This window comes from Commensalibacter sp. B14384M2 (assembly GCF_016101865.1).
GTDB classification, from domain to species: domain Bacteria; phylum Pseudomonadota; class Alphaproteobacteria; order Acetobacterales; family Acetobacteraceae; genus Commensalibacter; species Commensalibacter melissae.
Genome location: NZ_JACFPS010000003.1, coordinates 176,644 through 198,077 on the forward strand (window position 1 = coordinate 176,644; position 21,434 = coordinate 198,077).

Here is a 21,434-nt window from a genome sequence, read left to right on the forward strand (position 1 = left end):
GAAACAGATCAAGATAAAAAGGGATAAGCATGAGTATTTCTCATCTCTCGGAACCGTCTTTTCGTTTGAAGGCAAGTCATTATTTGTGGCTTGCCTTGTTTGTTTTTGTGTTGTTTTTACCTGGTAGAGCAAGCCTTCCACCACTGGATAGGGATGAGGCCCGGTATATGCAGGCAACATCTCAAATGCTGGAGAGCGGTAATTATGTTGATGTTCGGTTTCAGGACAAGCCTCGTTATCTGCAACCTGCCGGAATTTACTGGTTGGAAGCGTTTTCTGTTAAGGCGGCATATTCCATCAGTCATAAAGAGGTTTGGCCATATCGCATTCCTTCCCTCTTTGCTGCGGTTGGATCTGTTTTACTGACTGTATGGATAGGCAGTCTATTATTTGATTCATGTGTTGGTTTATTGGCGGGTATTTTTCTGGCAGTTTCGGTAATACTTACTGCGGAAGGTCGTATGGCCACAATAGATACGACTTTACTGTTTTTCATTTTGCTTGCCCAAACGAGTGTTGCAAAAGCGTGGTTATCCCGTTCATCTGTGGAAAAATCACCTTTTCACATTGCCGCAATCTATTGGGGCGCAATTGGGTGTGGATTGATGTTGAAGGGGCCAGTTATTCTCATCCCAACCTTATTGACTCCCTTGACTCTAGCCTGGGTTCAAAAGGATAAATCATGGTGGAAACAATTAAGGCCCGGCTATGGCTGGTTAATTTCTGTAATGATTGCCCTACCCTGGTGTATTGCCATTGCCTTGATAAGTCATGGACAGTTTTTCACAAATGCAGTTGGTACGAATTTTTTAGGGAAGGTTGCGTCAGGACAACAGGCGCACGGATTACCACCAGGGTATTATCTTCTGGTTTTTCTAATTGCATTTTGGCCGGGTTCCCTGTTTACGGCATGGTCGTTACCTTTTATATGGATGGAAAGAAAAACTGAATCAGTAAAATTTTTGTTATGTTGGATTATTCCCCATTGGATGGTCTTTGAGGTTATTGCAACCAAACTTCCCCATTATGTATTGCCTACATATCCTGCGATTGCAATTCTTACATCTGCTGCATTATGGAAAATTTCTGAAAGGTGGTATGGTCCAATTTCTGTCTTAGGAAAGGGGCTGTTTTATTTTTATATGATTTTATGGTGTTTGGTTGGAGTCATTCTGGCTGTTGGAAGTGTTATCTGGGCACATTTCATGACAGGGGAATGGTATTATGCCGCGATGATCGGGGCAGTCACTGTATTATGTCTGATTGGGTATGTTATTTACTGTTTCTACAAACGAAATGTTCAAAGGGCTTCTCTTTTTTCCATATTGGCCGCTCTAATTGTTTATATTCAACTATTCGTAATCTTGATTCCTTCTTTACAACCAGAATGGTTGAGTTATAAAATCGCACGAACTGTTCATTTTCTTAAACCCTGTCAGGAAACGGTTTTGGCCTCGGCCTCTTATTCAGAACCAAGCCTGGTTTTTTTAGTTGGGAAAGAGACACAGCTGATCAACGTGATGAAAACAGCTGCATTTCTTGAAAAGAATAAGGTGTGTGGAATGGCTTTGGTTGATCGGAAAGATCAGAAAGCATTTAAAGAGTATTTGGATAAAGATAATATTTCCGTCGATTTATTGGGAGAAATCAAAGGATTAAATTATTCGACTGGAAAAAAATTGAATTTGGGTCTGTATAAAGTTCATTCATGGTAATTAAAAGAGATTGATACGAAATGCTGTTTTTGAAAAGCAAAGATAATGATTCATTATTGGGTATTGTTTAATTTTGAATAACGGCATTTTTTAATTTAATGGGTAAAAATTGATAAGTTAAAAAAAATACGAAACAATAATGGACGAATAAGATAATCAATAATTAAAAACACAATGATAGGACTGATATCTATACCACCAAGATCCGGTAAAATTCTTTGAATGGGTCGTAAAATCGGCTCGCAAAGCCTGCTTAGGAAAGTGCCGATTACATAAACGGCCCGTGCGTTAGGATTAATGATGTTAAGTGCAAATAAAAAACTGAAAATACAATAGGCAAGCAGGATGAAAGAATAAAGGCTTAATAAGGTTTGAAGTAATTGATATAGTTCAAACATATCTAATTCCTTGATAACGGATTCTGATGGTAAATTATGGTATAAATTATATAATTCTTTCTTGACAGTTTTTCTAGGAATAGTATCAATGAATTAGATTTTACTTTAGGGGGTTATAGCTCAGTTGGGAGAGCGTCTCGTTCGCAATGAGAAGGTCAGGGGTTCGATTCCCCTTGGCTCCACCATAGATGTTAAGACCTGAATTGATTCTCTGGTTTCAATGAATTAAAGAAATCTTGCAACGACGGTAAAATAATTCTGCCACGTTTTTTTACAGATTTTTCTTTCCTTTTCAGGATTGTAATATTTTATTAACCAGAAATTCTGGTGATCCTCTATTAGTTCTCCCATTGTATAGATGTGGAGATTATTATCCACCTTTAAAAAAAGACAGATATTTCCTTTCTTGGCAATTTTACGGGGATGTAAAATTATAATGTCGCCAATTTTAAAGATAGGTTCAATATTACGGTTTGCGATTGAAATACCGAAAGCATCTTTTTCAAATGTTACAACATGGGGACGTTTAACATACTCAATGGGCGTATCCGTCAGAATAAAATCATCATGGATCAAGTTCATTGTACCGAAAACAGGTATTTCTTCATCCAGTTTAAAGTTATCAAAAGAATGATCACTAAAATCAGAGTTATCTTTTTTTGAGTTAACTTTAAAATTTGAATTGAAAAATTGAGTTATTTTTGGGGTAAGTTTAATCTGACTTTTTAATTTCCCCTTGCCGATATTTGGGTTTAGATGGTCGAGTTTAACATTCAGAGCAAGTGCAACATAAGGTAAAAGAGAGCTTTCACGAATATTGCCATTTTCAATATTCGCTATGGTTTGTTGGGAGCATCGACCCGTTAGCTTTCTGACTCTTTCTGCTAATTGGGACTGAGAAAGTTTTAAATATTTTCTAATTTTTTTGACGTTGTTACCAATGGTGGTCATTCTTTTTTTTAAAATAAAATGTTGGAGTTGTATATTTTTACTTTATAAGTTTTAATATTAAAATCAAAACTGGCTATATAGCTTATAAAAATATACGGTAAATAAGATTATTTTTAATAGTTAAATTTATTGGTTAAGTTTTCCAATAATTTGCTGAAAATGAAAAATTTGGATTCAATTTTTTTGTTTGTTGAAAAATAACTGTTGTTTATTCGAAGCATACCGATATTATGGGAAGGCTTTTAATAAGAATATACAATATTATGTATATTATTAAGTGAATAAGCTTAAATTGTTCATATTATAATTTAAAATTTACTTTATTTATAGATAATCAACAGTAAATTTATCTTGATTTTTAAGGAAATAGGGAAGAGAAGTGACAATAACAGATTCTTTCTTTACAAAATGGCATAAAGAATATGCTTTATTATTTGCTTTATTATTGCCACTTAATGCATGTAAAAAACAGCAACCTGCTCGACCCATACCTAGTGCGAATTTTGTAACGGTTCATACTCAAGAAGTTGAGAATTTAGTTGAGCTGACTGGACGTGTTTCTCCGATGCGCGTTTCACAGGTTCGTCCTCAGGTAAATGGATATCTTTATAAAAGGTTATTTGAAGAAGGTACGGATGTTATTAAGGGACAACAGCTTTATGAGGTTGATCCTCGACCCTATCAAGCCGCTTTAAATGAGGCGCGGGGTAAGCTTAACCGTGATTTGGCGACATTACGCACCCAGACTTTGAAGTTAAAAAGATATGGCCCATTGAAAAATATGGATGCTGTCAGTCGTCAGGATTATGATGATACACTTGCTGCACAAGAAGCAACTAAGGCTGATATTGAAAGTGATAAAGCAACAGTAAGACAGGCTGAACTGAATCTTGAATATACGGGAATTAATGCCACCATTTCAGGAAGGATAAGTCGTTCTATCCAAACGCAGGGCGCATTAATGTCTGTTAATCAGGCCGATCCAGTCGCTGTCATTACGCAACTTGATCCAATTTTTGTTGATATTATTGAACCTACCGCAGAACAGTTGCGTTTACGTTCAAGACAGGAAAATGGAAAATTACAGACCTTACGTGGGGCAGCCCATGTTCCTATTGATTTGATTTTAGAAGATGGTTCTCGTTATCCCTTACAGGCGAATTTATTATTTACCGAAGTTGTGACGGATCAGGAAACAGGATCTGTTATTCAGCGGGCAATCATACGTAATCCTGATAAATTATTGTTATCAGGCATGTATGTTCGTGCTGTTATGCATGAAGGATATGAGAAAGGGGCCTTTTTAATCCCTCAGGAAGCTATTATGCGTGGTTTGGATAATGCTCCCTATATTTATATTATTAACAAGGACAATGTTATTGAAAGACGTAATGTAGAATTACAACGTATTCAGGATACATACTGGGTTGTTACAAAAGGTCCAGTAGATGGTGATCGTCTTCTTGTTAGTAATCCAACTTCATACAGGCCAGGTCAAAAAGTCGTTCCTAAAGAAGGACGGACGATTACGGCAGAGGTCCCTAATTAAAGTGTTATAATTGGAATTTTTACATGTCATTGTCGCGTTTTTTTATTGACAGGCCGATTTTTGCTTGGGTTATTGCTATTCTTGTTTCACTGATTGGAACAATTTCTATTATAAGCCTGCCTATTGCACAATGGCCTTCAATCGCCCCTCCACCAATTACATTAAGTTTTACCTATCCAGGTGCTACCGCAGATACGGTTCAAAGAACGGTTGTTGATCCAATCAGTCAAAATCTATACGGTTTGGATAACCTAGAATATATTTCCACTTCCGCTAATGCTGATGGAACCGCATTAGTTACCCTCACCTTTGCACAGGGTACCAGTCCGGATATTGCACAGGTTCAAGTACTGAACCGTATTGATGTTGCCCGTTCATTGTTACCATCAACGGTTGCGTTGCAAGGAATTCGTATTTCGAAATCCAATAAAAGTTACATGATGTTTTTTGCCGTTCAATCTTCTGATCAATCCATGGATGAGGGAGCTCTGGGAGATTTATTGGCAAGTGATATACAGAACCCCGTTACCCGATTGAACGGGTTGGGAGATTATACAGCCTTTTCATCAGAATATGCGATGCGTGTCTGGTTGGATCCAGATAAGCTGCATGATTATCAGCTTAATGCAACGGATGTGATGAATGAAATTGGTTCGCAGAACTCGGAACAGCCTTTGGGTGAATTTGGAAAATTGCCAGCTTTGCCTAACCAGCGTTCTGATATTTATACAGGTGGTGTAAGACGTTTGGTCACACCAGAGGAATTTCAGAATATAGTTGTTAAAACACAGGTAAACGGTGCACGTATCCGATTGAAAGATGTTGCCAGGGTTGAATTGGGACCAATGACTTATCAGCCAATTGGTATGATTAACAATCAGCCTGTTGCTGCTTTTGGTGTCAAGCTTGCTTCTGGGGCTAACCAGTTGGCGCTGTCAAAAGATATTCATAATAAGATTGCAGAATTATCAAAGTATTTTCCAGCAAATACAACCTATTTATATCCACAAGATACCTCGACATATATTATTGAATCAATGGAGGAGGTTGTTGAAACTCTTGTTATTGCGATTTTGCTGGTTATTGTTGTGATGTATGTTTTCTTGCAAAATTTTAGGGCGACGTTTGTACCTGCAATTGCCGTTCCCGTAGTTTTGTTGGGAACATTCGCAATCCTGTTTTTTGCTGGATTTTCGATCAATACTTTGACAATGTTGGCTATGGTGCTTGCCATCGGGTTGCTTGTGGATGATGCGATTGTGGTCGTGGAAAATGTTGAGCGTGTTATGGAGGAGGAACATTGTTCTCCTAAAAAGGCTACTCAAATTTCCATGGATCAGATTAGTGGGGCCTTGGTTGGTATTGCGCTTGTTCTATCCATTGTTTTTATTCCCATGGCTTTTTTCAGCGGTTCTGCCGGGGTGGTTTATCGGCAATTCTCAATTAGCATTGTTGCAGCGATGGCTCTTTCTGTTGTCATTGCATTGATTTTTACCCCCGCTTTGTGTGCAACGGTTTTAAAACCTAAGGAAAAAAAGGAACGGCACGGTTGGTTCTTTACGAAATTTAATAACGGGTTTGATAAAATGGTCGATGGGTATATTCGAGGGGTGAAGCATATGATTCATCATTCACGTATAACCATGATTATTTATGTATTCATTACGGTTGCCGGATTATGTGTTTTTTATATTTTACCCGAAGGGTTCTTACCTGATGAAGATCAAGGGGTTGTTTACATGCAGGCAACATTGAGTCCTGGATCTTCAGCCGCAATGACATCGAATGTCACCCGGAAAATGACAGATTACTTTGTTAAGCATGAGAATAAATATATCAAGTTTGTTTTTACGGCGATTGGGTTCAATTTTGGTGGTCAGGCCCAGAGTGCAGCTTTTGGTGTTGCCCGTTTGAAAGAATTTGATGAAAGGGGCAGCGATTCCAGGGCAACCGCTCAAGCTATCGCAACAAGGGCGATGCATGCATTGTCTTCTATCCCCGGCGCCAATGTGTTGGCATTTCTTCCGCCTCCCGTTATGGATTTAGGATCGTCAACCGGGTTTGACTTTGAATTGCAAAATCGTGGACATCTGGATACCATTACCTTTATGAAGGCAAGGGACGCTTTGTTAAAAAAGGCCAGTGCGGATCATCGTCTCGTTGCCGTTCGCCCGAATGGGTTGCCTATTGCCCCGCAATATTATTTCAATATTGATCGTGATAAAGCACATGCCCAGGGGGTTAGTATTGACAGTATCAATCAAACTTTATCCATTGCTCTGGGATCTTCTGATGCGGGATTATTTAACTTGCGTGACCGTGTAAAACACGTGTTTGTACAAGGAGATGTCAAGTCGCGAATGAAGCCTGATGATCTAAGGCGTTGGTTTGTCCGGAATAGCAATGGCAAGATGGTTCCCTTAACCTCGTTTGTTGATGGTGAATGGAAAATGGCTCCTCAGAAAGTGGAGACCTATAACGGTTATCCATCTTTTGAAATCATGGGGCAGGGAGCTCCTGGTATCAGTAATGGTACAGCGATGAAAATCATTGAGGGTTATGCAAATGAACTTGGCAAGGGAATAGGCTATGAATGGACGGGCATGTCATATGAACAGGAAAAGTCCTCTGGACAAGCTGGAAAACTATATGCTGTTTCTATTTTGGCAGTCTTTTTATCTTTGGCGGCTTTGTATGAAAGTTGGGCTATACCTTTTTCCGTTATCCTGGTGGTTCCCTTGGGAATTATTGGAGCGGCGGCAGCGGTTTATCTGCGTGGAATAGATAATGATATTTATTTCCAGGTTGGGTTGTTAACAACCGTGGGGCTTGCGGCCAAGAATGCTATCCTGATTGTTGAATTTGCTAAGGAACATTATGATACTGGTACAAAAACATTGGAAGAATCAGCGATAATGGCTGCACGTGAACGTATTCGGCCTATTCTGATGACCTCGCTGGCATTTGTGATCGGAACTGTTCCTCTGGCAATTGCAAAAGGGGCCGGTGCTGCAAGTCACGTGGCCATTGGTACAAGTGTGGTGGGTGGTGTTATTACAGCCACTTTGTTGGCCCTCTATTTTGTCCCTGTATTTTTTATTGTCGTTCTGGGATTATTCAAGGTGCGTCCTCATCCATTAAATAATAAGAATGTTGATGCAACCGCTGGACAGACAGGAGAGTAAAATAATGATGAAAATAAGAAAGTCATTTCGGTCACCGCTTATATCCATGACTTTAGTTTTAATGATATTTTCAACGACCTCCTGTAATCTTGTTCCAGATTATAAACGCCCAGATGCATCAATTTCTCAGCAATGGCCGATGGGCCCCGCTTATGGGCCTCCCTTGCCCAAGGATTCAAATTTGCCACAAGCCTATAATGTCGGTTGGAAGGTTTTCTTTCGGGATCCAGTCTTGAGTGAATTGATTTCCATGGCTTTGGCTAATAATCGTGATTTACGTGAGGCAATCGAGAATATTACGGCTTCCCATGCCAGTTACATGCGTCAAAGAGGTGATTTATTTCCAACGGTAAATTATTCTGCGGGGGCTTCCTATCAAACGAGTCCGGGAAAAACTTTGGGCGGTATGCGGGGCTATACGCATTGGAACCAATTATCAACGGGATTTGGTGTATCAAATTATGAAATTGATATATTCGATCATGTTCGGAGTTTGACCAAAGCGGCCAGGGAAAGTTACTTGCAGCAGGTAGAGAGTACTTTATCTGTGCAAATTTCGTTGATTAGCGAGGTTGCTAATACATATATGGCCTGGCTTGCGGATTGTGACAGTCTTCGTACTGTTCAGGAAAGCTTGCATAATCGTGAAAGGAATTTACAATTAATTCAAGGAATGCATACCTATGGTCAACAAAATGCCCAGGCTGTGGCACAAGCAACAGAATTGTTGCAAGAAGCCCGAAGTCAGGAGCAGGTTTATCAAAAAACGGTTGCCAATGATCTGAACAGCCTTACTTTGTTGATTGGTCAGCCTATTCCACAATCTGTCTTGCAAAAGGCCGGTCCTAATCCCTCTCTGGATAATTTTGTTTCAATGCCAGAGGTGGCGTCGGGTATGCCATCGGATCTTCTCGAACGTCGTCCGGATATTTTATTGGCAGAACATCAGCTTAAAGAAGCCAATGCGAATGTTGGATATGCCAGAGCCGCTTTTTTTCCATCCATTCAGCTAACAACATCAGGCAGTACGGCAGGAGCAACTTTTGCACAAATGTTTGGGCCATATTCTGCGGCTTATACATTTATGCCGAAAATTACCGTACCTGTAATTGATGAGGGGCAAAATCTGGCACAATTGAGAACAGCAAAAGCTAAAGTACGTGCCGCCGCCGCTCATTATCAGAAAGTGATACAATCTTCTTTTAAGGAAGTTGCGGATGCTTTGGCAGCCAGAACAACATTAAAAGAAAAGTGGAAAGCTGAATCTGACAATGTCAAGGCAAGCCAGACAGATTACCGTTTGTCTTATGCCCGGTTCAGTAATGGAATTGATAGTTATATCAGCACATTAACAGCGCAAAGAACATTATTGACCGCCCAAGTTTCATCTATTCAGGCACGTCTTCAATATATGCAGAGTCTTTCAACTTTGTACAGAACGTTGGGAGGAGGATGGAGTGCAGAAAATGCTTTTCAGACCTATCAATCCAATGGAAAGAAATTGAATACTCAGGTAGATAAGAGCAAACAATAAATTTATTATGAATTAAATCGGTTTGCGATTAGAGATTATCTGAAGAGGATAATCTCTTTTTTTTATCCATATGAATTTTATTTTTATTTTGAAAAATTGTATTGAACAGGTGCCGAATTGCAATGGATAGTAAAATCAATCAGTTATCGGTAAAAAAACGGATATGAATATTGGAAAAAAATATATAGGGATAATCTCTATTTTAATGGCTTCTGTTTTATGGGGGACAACAGGGGTTGCCGCTCAATTTGCACCTGAAGTGAGTGCGCTTGCGATTGGGTCAGGTGCTATGGGTATCGGTGGGTTGTTGCAATCAGTGACTGCCTTGCCATGTCTAAAAAATTATCAGGGGAAATTATATAGTCAAAAAGGTTGGATTATATTGGGTGCCCTTGCCGTTATGTTTTACCCTTTGGCTTTTTATGGTTCGATGCGGGTTGCCAGTATTACGGTTGGAACAGTTGTTTCAATTGGTTCAGCACCATTTTTTTCCGCTGTAATTGAAAACATAATGGATCATATCAAAGTCACCCTACAATGGGTCATTGGTGCCTTTATGGGAGTATCGGGTATCATCTTGCTTTGTTTTTCTGCCCAACATACCCTATATAGCCCAATATCCTTTGCAAGAATCAGTCTGGGTATTTTATTGGGATTATTGGCAGGGTTTACCTATGCATTTTATACATGGGTTGCAAGACATTTGATACATCATGAAATTCCATCAAAGGCAGCGATGGGAAGTATTTTCGGGGTTGGTGGTCTTTTGCTGTTACCAGTTTTATTGATAACGGGCGGAACATATTTGAATTCATGGAGCAATTTATCTGTTGGAATTTATATGGCGACTATTCCCATGTTTATTGGTTATCTTTGTTTTGGTTACGGCTTGTCCTTTGTTCCAACAAGCATGGCAACTTTGATAACCTTGTTGGAACCTGTTATTGCAACATTTCTTGCCGTAATAATTGTAGGGGAAAAATTTTCAGGTTTTGGCTGGTTAGGAATTGGTTTGATTTTTTTATGTCTGGTTTGTATCTCAATTCCCAATAATAAAAAATGAAAAATGCCTTTATAAGGATAAAGGCATGAGAAAAAATTATTCTTTTAGTAAAGCTTTTTTAAAGGCTAGTCGCCAACCTTTGAGTTTTCTTTCCCGTTCTGCTTGTTCCATTGCCGGTTTGAAAGTGCTACCTTCGGACCAGTTGGTCGTAATATCTTCGATATTGTTCCATATACCGCACCCAAGACCAGCAAGATAGGCAGCTCCCATTGCGGTTGTTTCAATATAAGCGGGTCGTTCGACGGTTGTATTCATAATACTGGCCAGGAATTGACAATACCAGTCATTCGCTGACATTCCGCCATCAACACGGATGGATGAAATTTCTTCAAGACTGTCCTTTTTCATTGCCTCGGCAAGATCATAGGTCTGATAGGCAATGGATTCTAGTGCGGCACGGGCTATATGGGCAGCTGTCGCATTGAAGGTTAATCCAGTAATGATTGCCTTGACATCAGGTTCCCAATGGGGGGCACCCAATCCGACAAAGGCTGGAACCATATATACTTCATGGTTGTCGTTAACCTTGGTTGCCATATCATTGGTTTGTGAGGCATGGGTGATGATTCCGATACCATCCCTTAACCATTTGATTGCAGCACCAGCAACAAAGATGGATCCTTCAAGTGCATAGGTTGGTTTACCATTTAGGCGATAGGCCGTTGTTGTGAGCATGCGGTTTTGGGAGGTTACGATTTTGTCCCCTGTGTTTAACAGCATAAAGCATCCCGTGCCATAGGTTGCCTTAACCATGCCGGGTTCAAAACAGGCTTGACCGATTAATGCGGCTTGCTGATCCCCCGCCATTCCCATAATGGGAATTGAATTACCAAACAAGGCAGGGTCTGTCGTGCCGAACAAAGTACTGTTATCTTTTACCTCAGGTAAAATAGAGGCGGGAATATTAAAGATTTTGAGTAGTTCCGGATCCCATGATTGTGTTTGTATATTAAACAGCAGGGTTCGACTGGCATTGGTTGCATCTGTTGCGTGAACCTTGCCTCCAGTTAGACGCCATAAAAGGAAACTGTCAATTGTACCAAAAGCCAGTTCACCGCGTTCTGCTTCAGATCTTACATTTGGGATGTTATCCAATATCCAGGCAATTTTTGTCGCGGAGAAGTAGGGGTCAAGAAGTAAGCCTGTTTTTTCATAGATTGTTTTTTCCAGCCCTTCTTCCTTTAAAGCTCTGCATGAATTTGCTGTCCGTCGATCCTGCCATACGATGGCATTGTAAACAGGTTTGCCCGTCTTACGGTTCCAGATAACAACTGTTTCACGTTGGTTGGTAATGCCTATGGCGGCAATTTCACTGGTTTTACCTTCAAGAGAAGCTTTGGCAATGGCGTTTTTAATTGTATATACAGTATCACTCCAGATGTCCTCCGGATTATGTTCAACCCATCCAAGTTGAGGATAATGCTGGGTAAATTCATGTCGGCTGAGCGATATTTCTTGGCCCCGTGTGTTGAAGATAATTGAACGTGTAGATGTTGTGCCCTGGTCAAGGGCAATAATATAATGAGCTTTATTCATGGAAATTATATCCGCTTTGTAATTAGGTTATGATGTACGAGATAAAAAGGGTTTAATGAATAATTGATAGGCACCTCCACCCATGACACCGCCTAGGAGTGGGCCGAAAATAGGACCCCACCAATAAGAGGGTAAACCAGGAAAGGCAGAAGGTCCCCAGCCAGCCAAATAGATGAATATTCTAGGACCAAGATCACGTGCGGGATTGATCGCCCATCCTTCAAGATATCCTGCCGATGCACCAATAGCAGCAACTACAAAACCGATAATCAGTGCACCACTGTTTGCTTGTGGGGCAATGGTATTGTATTCATCAGTAATGGCAAAAATACTGAAAACCAAAAATGCAGTTAAAAGGATTTCGTTAAAAAAAGCATGGATAGGTGTGACTGTTAATCCGGGTGATGTGACAAAAACACCAGCCCCACCGCCCAATGGGCGGGTCAGGTGATGGACAACATTATAATGGTCAATAACTGAATAATACATGCAATAAACAAGAACTGCACCGCAAATCCCGCCAAAAACCTGGGCGATTATATAGGCGGGGACTTTTTTCCAGGAAAAATTCCGGAATAAGGCAAGGGCTAGTGTTACAGCAGGATTGGCATGGGTGCCACTTATGCTGCCAGTAACATAGATCGCGAAAGTTACACTTAATCCCCAGGAAATCGCAACACCCCAATAGGCATTTTGATAAGGACTTGGATCATACATAAGAAGCATTGCTGCTGCTGAACAACCAATAAATATGATAATTGTAACTGCAATCGCTTCAGAAATGAGCTCTCCTATAAGATTTTTTGTATTTTGCATATGTTATTGACTTTCTGGGGGGAGGTTATTGAGACTTTTGCAAATATTGAGCCAGTTTTCCTTGCTCTTCTTGGGTGAAATATAATCCCAGTTTTGTTCTTCTCCATAAAATGTCTTCTACAGTCATGGCCCATTCCTTTTCGACAAGGTAATCAACTTCATGTTGTGTCAAACCATGGCCAAAATCAATACCCATATCCGTCTTGCTTTTGGCATTGTGAATAATGTTTATGGCATCTGTTCCATAACTGTGTGCAATGCGTTTGGCAGTGATTTCATCAAGGAAGGAAACAGTATTGCGAAAATCTTTATAAAATAAATCAAAATTGCCATCGGTAATATTTCCGCCTGGCAAAGGTTCTTTGTCCGTCCAATTTTGGCGGGTATATTTGAAAAACTTGGCTAGTTTTTCCATGCTATGTTCTGCAAGACGGCGATAGGTTGTAATTTTCCCGCCAAAGATTGAGAGTAAAGGTGCCTGACTGTTTTCCTCATTCAAATCGAGGTGATAATCTCTGGTTACTGCTGAAGCATTGCTGGAAGCATCGTCATATAATGGACGAACGCCAGAATAATTCCAGATTACATCTTTTGGAGCAATGTTCTTATTGAAATAATCGTTCACCGATTTACATAGATATTCGGTTTCATTTTCATCAATCCCAGGTAAAATATCTGGAGATTGATCCCAGGAAATATCTGTTGTGCCAATCAATGTGAATTCTTCGTGGTAGGGAATGGCAAATACAATCCGTTTGTCATCATTTTGTAGAATATAGGCTTGAGGACCTTCATAAAGTTTTTTGACAACAATATGACTGCCCTTGACAAGCCGAACATTCATTTTACTTTGAACATGCAGTTTGTCTTGTAAAAGTTCTGCAACCCATGGTCCGGCTGCGTTCACAATTACTTTTGCTGTTATGGTTGTTTTTTTCTGGGTTTTATTATCTTGGATTGTTGCACTCCATTCATTTGTTGAGCGTTTGGCATCCACAAATTTTGTTTGAGTACGAATGTCGGCACCCAGCATAGAGGCCCCTTTTGCATTTAATACAACAAGGCGGCTATCATCAACGGCGCAATCTGCATAGGTGAAGCCTTTTTTGATGTCATTTCGTAAAGGTTGTCCATATGGAGAGGTTTGTAATGAGATTAATTTGGAGTTAGGCAATTTTGGGTGGCTTGCCAAATGATCATATAAAAATAATCCGATTCGAATCATCCAGGCTGGTCGAATGGAATTTCGATGAGGAAGAACAAATTCAAGAGGACGTATAATATGAGAGGCCAGGTTAAGAAGACGTTCACGTTCCTGTAAGGCCTCCCGAACCAGGCGAAATTCATAATATTCAAGATAACGTAATCCGCCATGAATTAGTTTTGTGCTTGCAGAAGAAGTATGGCTTGCCAGATCATCTTTCTCAACGAGTAAAACTTTTAATCCTCGTCCTGCTGCATCGCGAGCAATACCTGTTCCATTGACGCCACCACCAACAATTAAAAGATCATAGGTTGTAGGCTGGGTGTTCATTAGTAATCTCCTGAAAGAATATTTTATTTATTTAATTTTATTTTTTTAATATGGTTTCAGGAGATATGAAATATCAAGCAAGAAATGGCCCTATTTGGGCTATTTCTGGTAAAGTATAGTTGTACTAAAAGTAAAAATCATATATTTAAAAGAAAATAAAAGTTTAATTATAAATAGTTATATAAATAAACCTTAAACAGGTTTCCATCCATCTTGACGTAAAACACTTCCTGCTAAATAAAGACTTCCACAAATAAGGACTCTGTAAGGTTTTTTTTCTGTTTGTTGAAGATGAATTAAAGCATTCTTAATCGTTCCACCGCTAATGGCATGATTTTTAGAAGCCTGGATAATATTATCAATGGACATGGCCATATGTTGATCAGGTTCAATTACAGCCTGTATAGAGGTGCATAACGGGATAAGAGGGGCAAGAAATGCACTGGAATCTTTATTGTTTTTCATGCCAACAATGAGGTGAAGGGGCCTGTCCTGCCATTTAGACTTTATAAATCGGGCAAGGATTTGCCCGGCATCGGCATTATGTCCTCCATCCAGCCACAACTCTGTTTCTGGAGTGATATACCTGGTCAATGTTCCTTGTAAGCGTTGCAAACGTGCCGGCCATTGTGCCTCTGCAATACCTTGCCATGCATATTCTGGTACGGCAAGTTGGGTTGCACGTAAAGTGGCAATCGCCAAACCTGCATTATTAACCTGATGAAATCCCATTAGACTGGGTAGAGGTAATTGAAGCGTTCCCTTGGAATCATTATAAACTAGATAATCCCTTTGTCTTTCAATAGTCCAGTTTTTTCCCTGGATAAATAGTGGGGCATTCTTGGCTTGAGCTTCTTCCTGTAAAATGTTCAATACTTCTGGGGATTGATTATAAGTTATAACAGGTATGGATTTTTTGATGATTCCAGACTTTTCTCTAGCAATTTTTACCAGACTGTTGCCAAGAAAAGCTTCATGATCCATTGAGATGGAGGTGATGGTGCTGGCAATGGGATATATTACATTTGTTGCATCAAAGCGCCCACCCAAGCCTACTTCAATAATTGCCAGATCAGCTGGATATTTTGCGAATAGACAAAAATTGGCGGCTGTTAGAACTTCAAAAACCGTGATGGGTTGTTGATTATTAACTTTTTCAATGTAGGACAAGGTATCTGATAATTCTGCTTCATCAACCAGATGGCCTGAAATTCGAAAACGTTCTGTGACATTGATCAGATGGGGTGAAGTTGAAACATGAACATTCCATCCCGCTTTTTCGCCTATGGCACGCAAAAAGGAACAGGTGCTGCCTTTTCCATTCGTACCGGCCACATGAATTGTTGGGGGAAGATGCCGCTCTGGATTTTCCAGATCGTTTAGCAACCGTTTCAATCGACTGAGGGATAGATCAATCAAAGAGGGATATAGTTTGTTAAGTCGCTCGAGTATTTGACCTGAGCGTCCAGTAAATTCGGTTAAAACAGGAGAATTCATAAAAGCTAGGATGTTTGTGTATTTGTGTTACATAACAGGCTGATGAGATTGGCAAGCGTTTCTCGCATATCTGTTCTTTTAACAACCATGTCAATCATGCCGTGATCAAGAAGATATTCTGAGCGTTGAAATCCTTCTGGCAATTTTTCATGAACAGTATTTTCAATAACACGTGGACCTGCAAATCCGATTAATGCATTGGGTTCTGCGATGTGGATATCCCCCAACATTGCAAAGGAAGCAGTCACCCCGCCTGTTGTTGGATTGGTAAAGACGACAATATAGGGAATTTTGGCCTCTTTCAGCATTTCTACAGCGATGACGGTACGGGGCATCTGCATAAGGCTAATCATTCCCTCTTGCATTCTGGCCCCCCCTGATGCGGTAAATATGATTAAAGGAGATTGTTGTAAAAGGGCAAGACGGGTTGCCGCAAGGAAACCCTCACCAAAGGCGGCCCCCATTGTGCCAGCCATAAATTCAAAGGCCATAACGGCCACCACTGCTTTTTGTTCCAGAATGGTACCATGTGCGACGGCAATTGATTCTTCAAGTTGTGATTTTGCGCGGTTTTCCTTTAGTCGATCGGTATAACGTTTTTTATCCCTGAAATTTAAGGGGTCTACAGGCATTTTGGGGAGCTCTATGCAAGTATAGGAATCCTGGTCAAAAGTCCATTCCAAACGCTGTTTCACAGATGCACGCATATGATGTCCACAATGTGGACAGATATTCATGTTTTTTTGTAAATCCTTGATTAACAGCATTTGGTCACAGGCATCGCAATTGGTCCACAGATTATCAGGTATATCTTTTTTTAAAAATCCTTGAATTCTGGGACGTACATATTCCGTAAGCCAACTCATAACTGATCTTTCATTGATGATGATTAATTTATAAACCTGTTTTACAGGGTATTCGCTGACAGGAGCGCAACATGCTGGATAACTTTTTCAATGGTTGTATCAGTAGAATGATAGTCCTGATTTAAGGTTGATTCCAGTGTTTTTAATAAAGCTGAGGCAACAACGGCAGCATCTGCATGTTTTATAGCGTTTTGAACATGTTCAGCTGTTGAAATTCCAAACCCGATTGCGATAGGGAGGTCGGAAACGGAACGAATGATGGGAATGGTTTTTTCCAGATCTTTCTGGGACGCGGTTTTGGTGCCTGTCACTCCCGTAATACTGACATAATAGATAAAACCACTGGCATCTTTAAGAATTTTTTCCAAACGGTTTTTGGGAGTGACCGGGGTTACCAGTCGAATAACATCAAGATGATGTTTTCCCGCATATGGTAGAATACAGCCTAATTCCTCATGAGGCATATCAACAATGATTAGACCGTCAACACCAGCCTGTTCGGCATCCTGACAAAAACGTTCGTATCCATAATGTTCGATTGGATTAACATATCCCATTAAAATGATAGGGGTTGTTTGGTTGTCCTGACGAAAATCCCGAACCATTTGCAATGTTTTATGCATATTGGTTCCAGCTTTTAACGAACGGTTGGCAGCTGCCTGAACTGTTGGACCATCTGCCATGGGATCACTAAAGGGGATGCCAATTTCAATCAGATCCGCGCCTGCATGTGGCATGGCCTTTAGAATATTTAAGGCGGTTTGGTAATCAGGGTCACCAGATTCTATATAAGGAATAAAAGCTCCACGTTTTTTTTGTCTAACAGTTTTGAAACAGGCGGCAATACGGCTCATAATTTTACTCCTAAATAATTTGCGATATTATCAATATCCTTATCGCCTCGACCCGATAGATTGACAATGATGATATCTTCTGACTTCATGGCAGGAGCAATTTTCAATGCATGAGCAAGAGCGTGAGAGCTTTCTAGGGCCGGGATGATTCCCTCTTTGGTTGTGCATTTCTGAAATGCGTCAACTGCTTCATCATCATTGATGGGAACATATTCCACTCGTTTCAGATCATGTAACCAGGAATGTTCAGGACCCACTCCGGGATAATCCAGTCCGGCACTGATACTGTAAGGTTCAGTAATTTGACCATCATCATCTTGTAACAGATACGTACGGTTACCATGCAATACCCCTGATGATCCCCGTTCAATAGAGGCTGCGGTTTTTCCACTATCCAGCCCCTTTCCTCCCGCTTCAACACCAATTAGGGATACGGTAGGATCATCCAGAAAAGGGTGAAAAATACCAATTGCATTTGATCCGCCGCCTATTGCAGCAATAATTTTATTGGGTAACTTCCCTTCCGCTTCCAAAACCTGTTTTTTGGCTTCATTGCCAATAATGCATTGAAAATCTCTGACCATCATGGGATAAGGATGAGGTCCGGCAGCTGTACCCATAAGATAATAGCTGTTATGAACATTTGTTACCCAGTCTCTTAACCCCTCATTGATGGCGTCTTTTAATGTGGCATTGCCAGCGGTGACAGGAATGATTTTTGCGCCCAACAGTTCCATGCGGAAAACATTTGGTTTCTGACGTTCAATGTCAACCTTACCCATATAGATTACACATTCCATATTAAATAGTGCACAGACTGTGGCTGTTGCAACACCATGTTGGCCAGCTCCGGTTTCAGCGATTATGCGTGTTTTGCCCATGCGTCTGGCCAGCAAGATTTGACCCATGACATTATTAATTTTATGGGCCCCCGTATGGTTGAGATCTTCACGTTTCAGGTAGATTTTTGCACCATTGGCAAGATTTGTTAATTGTTTTGCAAACCATAATGGGCTGGGTCTTCCAACATAGTTTTTTAAATAGTAGGTCAATTCATTTTGGAATCCAGGATCTTTCTGAATGGATTGATAAGCTTTTTGCAAATCAAGGATTAAAGGGACAAGTGTTTCGGCAATAAACATTCCCCCATATTTTCCAAAATGTCCATGTTCATCAGGACCCTGTCTTAAACTATTAAAGGATGAACCTGTTTGGGACCCCACGTTTCTCTCCTAAAAACTTGATTGAAATAAAAAATCAACAAAATTATCGTTTGGTTGAGTTTAAATGATTCTGGATTTTACAGCAAATAAATGGAATTGTAACTTAAATGGCTTTTTGAAAAAAAAATAGTTATTTTTCAATTTTATTTAAAAATTAAAGTTCTTGACGTTTTTGATCTTTTTATCTATAAATCCAATCTTATATTTGATATATATATATCAAAATTTCCTTCGTATGAAATGTGTATTTTATTTTTACGTTTTTGTTTTGAAATGTATGAATAAAGGATCAATATACAATTTGGTAAATGTTTAAGTATTTGATCGCCATATTTCCTTTCCTTATTTATATGATTTAATTTTCTATTATATAGAGCCTCCATCTATGCAACTTGCCGAACTCAAGGCGCAATCTCCAGCAGAACTGCTCAATTATGCAGAAAGTTTGCAGATTGAAAACGCGTCCTCACTCCGTAAACAAGATATGATGTTTGCCATCCTTAAAAAGCTTGCTGAGAACAATCAAGCTATTTATGGAGAGGGAACTCTGGAAATTCTACCAGATGGTTTTGGATATTTACGTTCCTCTGAATCCAATTATCTGCCAGGACCGGATGATATTTATGTTTCTCCCGCACAGTTACGCCGTTTTAGTTTGCGGACAGGGGATACTGTTTCTGGTGAAATACGCGCTCCAAAAGATGGGGAGCGTTATTTTTCCTTGCTGAAAGTTGATACAATCAATTATCAGGATCCGGAAGTGGTTCGTCATCGTATCAATTTTGATGATTTGACCCCCCTATTTCCAAATGAACGGTTACAGATGGAAATTCCATCATTAATGGAAAGCAAGAATCCAAATAAGGATTTTACACCCAGAGTTATTGATTTGGTAACACCCATTGGTAAGGGGCAGCGTGCGCTTATCGTTGCCCCGCCGAGAACGGGTAAAACCGTGATGTTGCAGAATATAGCAACAGCAATTTCAACCAATCATCCCGAGGTTGTCTTAATTGTTCTTCTGATTGATGAACGTCCGGAAGAGGTTACGGATATGATTCGTTCAGTCAAAGGTGAGGTTGTTTCCTCAACCTTTGACGAACCTGCGCATCGTCATGTTCAGGTTACGGAAATGGTTTTGGAGAAAGCAAAAAGACTGGTTGAACATAAACGCGATGTTGTGATTTTGCTTGATTCCATTACGCGATTGGCTCGGGCTTACAATACTGTTGTTCCTTCATCAGGTAAAGTTCTGACTGGCGGTGTGGATGCCAATGCGTTGCAACGTCCAAAACGTTTCTTTGGTGCAGCGCGTAATGTTGAAGAGGGTGGTTCCTTAACCATTATCGCAACGGCACTGATCGATACGGGTAGTCGTATGGATGAGGTTATTTTTGAGGAATTTAAGGGAACCGGTAACGCTGAACTTGTTCTTGATCGTAAGCTTGCTGATAAACGAACCTTTCCTGCGATTGATATTACTAAAAGCGGTACCCGTAAGGAGGAGCTATTGGTGGATCGTTCGAGCTTGTCAAAAATTTGGGTGCTTCGTCGTATCTTGGCGCCAATGGGAACGATGGATGCAATGGATTTCTTGCTTGATAAGTTGAAATACAGCAAAAACAATCAAGATTTTTTTGATGCTATGAATACTTGATCGTAAAAAGTATTGAATATTAGGAAATAGAATAAATCCTATGTATTTATTATATTTCCTGAATTATAGAGATATTGATTAAGGTGTGTTAAATAATTTTTCAATATTCAATAAATATTCTTTGGTTTTAATCCCTTCCCCTCCAGAATATCCACCTAAAGTTCGTTTACCAATGACACGATGACATGGAATGATAATGGGAATTGGATTTGCGGCGTTTGCATTTCCAATGGAACGGGCACTTCCTCCTATTATTTTGGCGAGTTCGGAATAGGATTTTGTCGTACCAAAGGGAATAGTTTGCAAAAATTCCCAGACTTGTTGTTGATAGGCTGTTCCAGGCGATAGAATGGGTAAATCAAATTTTTTTAGTTTACCATTGAAATACGCGGCAATCTGGTTTTTTGCCTCCTCCAATAAGGGTGTTTTTTTTTCAAGACTACCCCAGCCCCAATCAATTGAGACGATAAGATTATCATTTTCAGCGATACTAAGATCACCGACTGGAGAATGAAAAGATATAAAACCCATGGTGTTATAAAAATCTGAAATTTATTTTTGTAAATGTAGCAATTTACAAAATTAAGATAATTTATTTTATTTATCAATTTATTCTATTGGGGATTGTCTCTAAAATTTAAGCGGGAAGTAAAATCTTCAGATCATTAAGACTATTCGTCACGGCTGCATTAATAAGTTGAGTGATACCTGTTTGAGTGTTATTCCATGCATCCCCCCAAACAGATCGATTATTAAGATTATCCAGAAATTCACCGATTCCATAACCTATATTTATTGCACCTGTTATATATGATTTCTCTGGCTCTTTTCCAGAGATATTTTTACTTAGCTGATTTAGTCCATTACCAATTCGAGAACCAATTAACGAACCAATTGCGGTAAATGAAGCGGCACCTGATACATTGTTAATTTCATTATCTGTTAGGTCACGCATATTATATCCCTTCAATTCAGTTGCATAATTATAATTATTATAGGTAGCGTACAATGATGTGTGTAGTAATATTTAGTTTATTGATTTGAAGAAAATTGATT

General features: G+C 39.7%; 17 protein-coding genes and 1 tRNA gene. 7 read left to right on the plus strand and 11 right to left on the minus strand.

All coding sequences use genetic code 11. The features are described 5' to 3' along the window. Nucleotides 1-29: 29 nt before the first annotated feature. Nucleotides 30-1,715, plus strand: coding sequence for a glycosyltransferase family 39 protein (locus tag H3R33_RS06700; RefSeq protein WP_198185075.1), 1,686 nt, complete (start codon nt 30-32; stop codon nt 1,713-1,715). 95 nt (nt 1,716-1,810) lie between these two features. On the opposite strand, the gene H3R33_RS06705 is transcribed toward H3R33_RS06700, so the two are convergent. Next, on the minus strand, nt 1,811-2,113 hold the full coding sequence (locus H3R33_RS06705) for a YggT family protein (protein WP_110439173.1): 303 nt from the start codon (nt 2,111-2,113) through the stop codon (nt 1,811-1,813). A 109-nt stretch (nt 2,114-2,222) separates the two neighbouring features. Here H3R33_RS06705 and H3R33_RS06710 point away from each other — a divergent pair. Next, nucleotides 2,223-2,298 (plus strand) — tRNA-Ala (locus tag H3R33_RS06710). Between the two features lie 40 nt (nt 2,299-2,338). Here H3R33_RS06710 and H3R33_RS06715 read toward each other — a convergent pair. After that, entirely contained in the window at nt 2,339-3,064 is a 726-nt protein-coding gene (locus H3R33_RS06715; RefSeq protein WP_122124171.1) for a helix-turn-helix transcriptional regulator, read from the minus strand. Nucleotides 3,065-3,443: 379 nt separating this feature from the next. On the opposite strand from H3R33_RS06715, the gene H3R33_RS06720 reads away from it, so the two are divergent. The 4 genes from H3R33_RS06720 (at nt 3,444) to H3R33_RS06735 (ending at nt 10,395) form a co-directional block, all read left to right on the plus strand. Further along, nucleotides 3,444-4,613 (plus strand): efflux RND transporter periplasmic adaptor subunit, encoded by a 1,170-nt coding sequence (locus H3R33_RS06720; protein WP_122124170.1) that lies wholly within the window; start codon nt 3,444-3,446, stop codon nt 4,611-4,613. Nucleotides 4,614-4,636: 23 nt separating this feature from the next. Further along, nucleotides 4,637-7,798 carry an efflux RND transporter permease subunit gene (locus H3R33_RS06725; protein ID WP_283949376.1) on the plus strand — a complete coding sequence of 1,054 codons (3,162 nt, stop codon included), beginning with the start codon at nt 4,637-4,639 and terminating at the stop codon, nt 7,796-7,798. A gap of 4 nt (nt 7,799-7,802) precedes the next feature. Continuing rightward, a complete protein-coding gene (locus H3R33_RS06730; protein ID WP_198185074.1) occupies nt 7,803-9,332 on the plus strand; it encodes an efflux transporter outer membrane subunit in 1,530 nt (509 codons plus the stop codon). A gap of 163 nt (nt 9,333-9,495) precedes the next feature. Next, the gene (locus H3R33_RS06735; RefSeq protein ID WP_198185073.1) at nt 9,496-10,395 is read left to right on the plus strand and encodes a DMT family transporter; all 900 of its coding nucleotides are present in this window, start codon (nt 9,496-9,498) and stop codon (nt 10,393-10,395) included. 36 nt (nt 10,396-10,431) lie between these two features. Here H3R33_RS06735 and glpK read toward each other — a convergent pair whose 3' ends face one another. The 7 genes from glpK to trpB all read right to left on the minus strand — a co-directional run bounded on the left by glpK (nt 10,432) and on the right by trpB (nt 18,721). Beyond that, complete coding sequence (glpK, locus tag H3R33_RS06740; protein ID WP_155566088.1) at nt 10,432-11,931, minus strand: glycerol kinase GlpK; 1,500 nt, start codon at nt 11,929-11,931, stop codon at nt 10,432-10,434. A gap of 27 nt (nt 11,932-11,958) precedes the next feature. Next, entirely contained in the window at nt 11,959-12,747 is a 789-nt protein-coding gene (locus tag H3R33_RS06745; protein WP_110439166.1) for an MIP/aquaporin family protein, read from the minus strand. Nucleotides 12,748-12,772: 25 nt separating this feature from the next. After that, nucleotides 12,773-14,281, minus strand: a complete 1,509-nt coding sequence (gene glpD, locus H3R33_RS06750) for a glycerol-3-phosphate dehydrogenase (RefSeq protein ID WP_122124166.1) — start codon at nt 14,279-14,281, stop codon at nt 12,773-12,775. A 192-nt stretch (nt 14,282-14,473) separates the two neighbouring features. Continuing rightward, nucleotides 14,474-15,778, minus strand: coding sequence for a folylpolyglutamate synthase/dihydrofolate synthase family protein (locus H3R33_RS06755; RefSeq protein ID WP_198185072.1), 1,305 nt, complete (start codon nt 15,776-15,778; stop codon nt 14,474-14,476). A 5-nt stretch (nt 15,779-15,783) separates the two neighbouring features. Continuing rightward, entirely contained in the window at nt 15,784-16,644 is an 861-nt protein-coding gene (accD, locus tag H3R33_RS06760; RefSeq protein ID WP_198185071.1) for an acetyl-CoA carboxylase, carboxyltransferase subunit beta, read from the minus strand. Between the two features lie 41 nt (nt 16,645-16,685). Further along, complete coding sequence (gene trpA, locus H3R33_RS06765) at nt 16,686-17,498, minus strand: tryptophan synthase subunit alpha (RefSeq protein ID WP_155572369.1); 813 nt, start codon at nt 17,496-17,498, stop codon at nt 16,686-16,688. Next, nucleotides 17,495-18,721, minus strand: coding sequence for a tryptophan synthase subunit beta (trpB, locus tag H3R33_RS06770; protein WP_198185070.1), 1,227 nt, complete (start codon nt 18,719-18,721; stop codon nt 17,495-17,497). The genes trpA and trpB overlap by 4 nt, the downstream gene beginning before the upstream one ends. Nucleotides 18,722-19,106: 385 nt before the next feature. Between trpB and rho the strand changes: the two genes are divergently transcribed. Then, complete coding sequence (gene rho / locus H3R33_RS06775; protein ID WP_110439160.1) at nt 19,107-20,378, plus strand: transcription termination factor Rho; 1,272 nt, start codon at nt 19,107-19,109, stop codon at nt 20,376-20,378. A 78-nt stretch (nt 20,379-20,456) separates the two neighbouring features. Here the strand turns inward: rho and H3R33_RS06780 are convergent, their stop codons facing one another. After that, complete coding sequence (locus tag H3R33_RS06780; protein ID WP_198185069.1) at nt 20,457-20,909, minus strand: methylated-DNA--[protein]-cysteine S-methyltransferase; 453 nt, start codon at nt 20,907-20,909, stop codon at nt 20,457-20,459. A 106-nt stretch (nt 20,910-21,015) separates the two neighbouring features. Further along, nucleotides 21,016-21,333 (minus strand): hypothetical protein, encoded by a 318-nt coding sequence (locus tag H3R33_RS06785; protein ID WP_122124160.1) that lies wholly within the window; start codon nt 21,331-21,333, stop codon nt 21,016-21,018. Between the last annotated feature and the right edge of the window lie 101 nt (nt 21,334-21,434).

Coding starts and splice junctions, on each gene's coding strand:
- H3R33_RS06780 (WP_198185069.1), bottom strand. CDS start 20,909: ATGGGTTTTATATCTTTTCATTCTCCAGTCGGTGATCTTAGTATCGCT.
- H3R33_RS06735 (WP_198185073.1), top strand. CDS start 9,496: ATGAATATTGGAAAAAAATATATAGGGATAATCTCTATTTTAATGGCT.
- H3R33_RS06700 (WP_198185075.1), top strand. CDS start 30: ATGAGTATTTCTCATCTCTCGGAACCGTCTTTTCGTTTGAAGGCAAGT.
- rho (WP_110439160.1), top strand. CDS start 19,107: ATGCAACTTGCCGAACTCAAGGCGCAATCTCCAGCAGAACTGCTCAAT.
- H3R33_RS06745 (WP_110439166.1), bottom strand. CDS start 12,747: ATGCAAAATACAAAAAATCTTATAGGAGAGCTCATTTCTGAAGCGATT.
- trpA (WP_155572369.1), bottom strand. CDS start 17,498: ATGAGCCGTATTGCCGCCTGTTTCAAAACTGTTAGACAAAAAAAACGT.
- H3R33_RS06755 (WP_198185072.1), bottom strand. CDS start 15,778: ATGAATTCTCCTGTTTTAACCGAATTTACTGGACGCTCAGGTCAAATA.
- glpK (WP_155566088.1), bottom strand. CDS start 11,931: ATGAATAAAGCTCATTATATTATTGCCCTTGACCAGGGCACAACATCT.
- H3R33_RS06725 (WP_283949376.1), top strand. CDS start 4,637: ATGTCATTGTCGCGTTTTTTTATTGACAGGCCGATTTTTGCTTGGGTT.
- H3R33_RS06705 (WP_110439173.1), bottom strand. CDS start 2,113: ATGTTTGAACTATATCAATTACTTCAAACCTTATTAAGCCTTTATTCT.
- H3R33_RS06785 (WP_122124160.1), bottom strand. CDS start 21,333: ATGCGTGACCTAACAGATAATGAAATTAACAATGTATCAGGTGCCGCT.
- H3R33_RS06730 (WP_198185074.1), top strand. CDS start 7,803: ATGATGAAAATAAGAAAGTCATTTCGGTCACCGCTTATATCCATGACT.
- H3R33_RS06715 (WP_122124171.1), bottom strand. CDS start 3,064: ATGACCACCATTGGTAACAACGTCAAAAAAATTAGAAAATATTTAAAA.
- glpD (WP_122124166.1), bottom strand. CDS start 14,281: ATGAACACCCAGCCTACAACCTATGATCTTTTAATTGTTGGTGGTGGC.
- accD (WP_198185071.1), bottom strand. CDS start 16,644: ATGAGTTGGCTTACGGAATATGTACGTCCCAGAATTCAAGGATTTTTA.